The sequence below is a fragment of the Ornithinibacter sp. genome, assembly GCF_035443565.1.
Classification (GTDB): domain Bacteria; phylum Actinomycetota; class Actinomycetes; order Actinomycetales; family Dermatophilaceae; genus Fodinibacter.
In genome coordinates this window covers 27,471-30,070 of the sequence record NZ_DAORSO010000019.1, presented here as the reverse complement: position 1 = coordinate 30,070, position 2,600 = coordinate 27,471, and the positions used below count along the sequence as shown (strand labels likewise).

Here is a 2,600-nt window from a genome sequence, read left to right as displayed (position 1 = left end):
CCGTCGAAGGGGCAGAGGCCCGTCAGGAGCGCAACGAGAGCAGCACGGCATCCAGCATCTGCGGCGTCAGCCGCCCGGTGTACGTGTTGTGCGGGCTCACGTGGTAGCACCCGACGAGCCGGATCGGCCGCCCCTGCGGCGTCCACAGGGTGGCCTCCGCCGCGTGCCCGAACCGCGGCTTCGGACGCGGCACCTCCCACCCGAGCGCCCGGGCCGCGCCGAGGGTGGCGTCCCAGCCGATCGCCCCGAGGCACATGATCGCCCGCAGCCCCGAGGCCGCCGTGAGCTCGAGGTCGCGTTCGAGCCAGGCCGAGCACGTGGCCCGCTCGGCGGGGGTCGGCTTGTTGGCCGGCGGGGCGCAGCGCACGGCCGCGACGATCCGGATGCCGGTGAGTGCCTGCCCGTCCCCGGCACCGACCGAGGTCGGCAGCGCAGCGAACCCCGTGCGGTGCAACGCGGCCCACAGCACGTCACCGGAGGAGTCGCCGGTGAACATCCGTCCGGTGCGGTTGGTGCCGTTGGCCGCCGGTGCGAGCCCGACGAGCAGCACGTCGGCCCCCGGGTCGCCGAACGACGGGCCGGGCCGCCCCCAGTACGGCTGGTCGGCGAACGACGCCCGCCGGCCGGTGCGGGCTACGTCCTCACGCCAGTTCACGAGTCGGGGGCAGGCCCGACACACCGAGACCCGCGCCTGGAGATCGGGGATGCCGCCCGCTCCCGCGGCGAGTCGCCTCACCGCGGCGGCGGTGCGGGCGACCGGGGTGGCGGCCGTCGCCGGATCGCCCGGCCAGCCCCTGCCGGGTGGCACCGGGCTGGCGAAGAGCTGCCCGGTCACCGGGTGGGGTGCCTGCTCGTCCATGGGCTCCACCCTGACACCGAGGGCGCCGCGACGGAACCGATGCGCGAGGATCACCCCATGGCAGAGGTGACGGTCGTCGGTGGAGGTGTCGTGGGCCTGACCTCGGCCCTCGAGCTCGCGCGCGCCGGGCACGAGGTGCGCTGCGTGCGCGACCAGCCGGTTGCCGAGACGGTGTCAGCGGTCGCCGGAGGGCTGTGGTTCCCTTACCACGTCGAGCCGCGGGACCGCGTGGTCGCCTGGGGTGCCGTGGCCCTTGCCAGGTTCGCCGACCTGTCGGGCGATCCGGCATCCGGCGTGGTGATGAGCGAGGGGCTGCTCGTGGAGCGAGGGCCGGCGGATCGGTGGTGGACGCAGAGCGTGCCGTCGTGGCGCGACGCGTCGGGTGCTGAGCTGCCGGAGGGCGCCACCGGGGGAGTGGTCGCGACCGTTCCGCTCGTGACGATGCCCGTGTTCCTGCCGTGGCTCGAGATGCAGTGTCGCGACGCCGGGGTCGCGTTCGAGCAGGCCCACGTGAGCACCCTCGACGGCCTCGAGGGTGACGTGGTCGTCGTCGCCGCCGGGCTGCGGTCGGGAGCTCTGGTGGACGACGACGCGGGGATGCCGTCGCGTGGTCAGGTCGCCCTGTTGGAGAACCCCGGGCTGACGCGCTGGCTGGTCGATGACGACCATCCGGACGGGCTGCTCTACGTGTTGCCGCACCCCGGGTGGGTCGTGTGCGGGGGAACGGACGTCAGCGGTTCGTGGGACACCCAACCCGACCCGCAGGTTCATGACGCGATCGTGCGACGGGTTCGTGACGCCGTCCCCGCGCTCGCGACGGCCCGGGTGATCGGACCTCGCGTGGGGTTGCGCCCGGTCGCGCCCGAGGTGTCGCTCACGGCATCCGACATCGGGGGGCGGGTGGTGGTGACCAACCACGGTCACGGCGGGGCCGGGGTCACCCTGTCGTGGGGGTGTGCCGAGGAGGTCGTCCGGCTCGTCGGCGAGGCGGCGGGTCTCAGCCGGCCGTGACCCGGCGCGCGGCGTCCAGGGCGATGGGCGGCAGCGGCTTCGCCCACGGTTCGTAGCCGAGTTCGCGGCAGGCCACGGCAACCGCTCCCAGCAGCTCGGAGCGGCGACCCAGCTCGGCCGTGCGGACCTCGACGGCCTGGGCACTCGCTGGCTGCGCGTAGCGGCGGATCGACTCGCGCACGCCGTCGGCCAGGGGTGCGCCCACGGTGCTCAGCTCACCCCCGAGGATCACGCCGCGCGGGTTGAGCCAGTTGCACAGGTCGGCGAGCACCCGGCCCACGGTGCGGCCGGTCTCCTCGACGAAGCGCGCGACGGCGGGGTGCTCGGCGGCATCGCGCAGGGGGTACGCGTCGGCGCGGGGGCTCAGGCCTGCGTCGGCCATGAGGGTGCGCAGGAAGGCCGTCGACGCGACGGTCTCGAGGCAGCCACGGTTGCCGCAGCGGCACCAGTCGCCCTGGTCCGAGACCTGGGTGTGACCGACCTCGCCGGCCAGGCCGTCGGCCCCCGGGTAGGGCACACCCTGGAGGACGAGGCTGGCCCCGACCCCGTCGCCGAGCTTGACGTAGACGAGGTCGCGGATGCCGCGCGCGGCGCCGAAACGCAGCTCGCCCTGAGCGCCCATGTCGGCGTCGTTGGCGACGACGACCCGCCAGCCGAGGCGGCGCGCGAGTTCCTGCTGGGGGTTGACCCCGACCCAGTCGGACATGATCGACATCGAGCGGATCTCGTG

3 protein-coding genes are annotated in these 2,600 nt (G+C 74.6%); 1 reads left to right on the top strand and 2 read right to left on the bottom strand.

What is annotated here, in order from left to right; all coding sequences use genetic code 11:
* Positions 1-22: 22 nt before the first annotated feature.
* Positions 23-859: a uracil-DNA glycosylase gene (locus tag PLL68_RS04045; RefSeq protein ID WP_324531876.1), complete on the bottom strand. Its 837-nt coding sequence runs from the start codon at positions 857-859 to the stop codon at positions 23-25.
* 57 nt (positions 860-916) lie between these two features.
* Here PLL68_RS04045 and PLL68_RS04040 point away from each other — a divergent pair, with 57 nt between their 5' ends.
* The gene (locus PLL68_RS04040) at positions 917-1,870 is read left to right on the top strand and encodes an FAD-dependent oxidoreductase (protein ID WP_324531874.1); all 954 of its coding nucleotides are present in this window, start codon (positions 917-919) and stop codon (positions 1,868-1,870) included.
* Here the strand turns inward: PLL68_RS04040 and PLL68_RS04035 are convergent.
* On the bottom strand, positions 1,857-2,600 hold a 744-nt coding region (locus PLL68_RS04035; RefSeq protein ID WP_324531872.1), incomplete at its 5' end, for an ROK family protein. The genes PLL68_RS04040 and PLL68_RS04035 overlap by 14 nt on opposite strands.

What these genes read in the sequence shown, in the direction of transcription:
- PLL68_RS04040 (WP_324531874.1), top strand. Translation starts at nt 917, where the DNA reads ATGGCAGAGGTGACGGTCGTCGGTGGAGGTGTCGTGGGCCTGACCTCG.
- PLL68_RS04045 (WP_324531876.1), bottom strand. Translation starts at nt 859, where the DNA reads ATGGACGAGCAGGCACCCCACCCGGTGACCGGGCAGCTCTTCGCCAGC.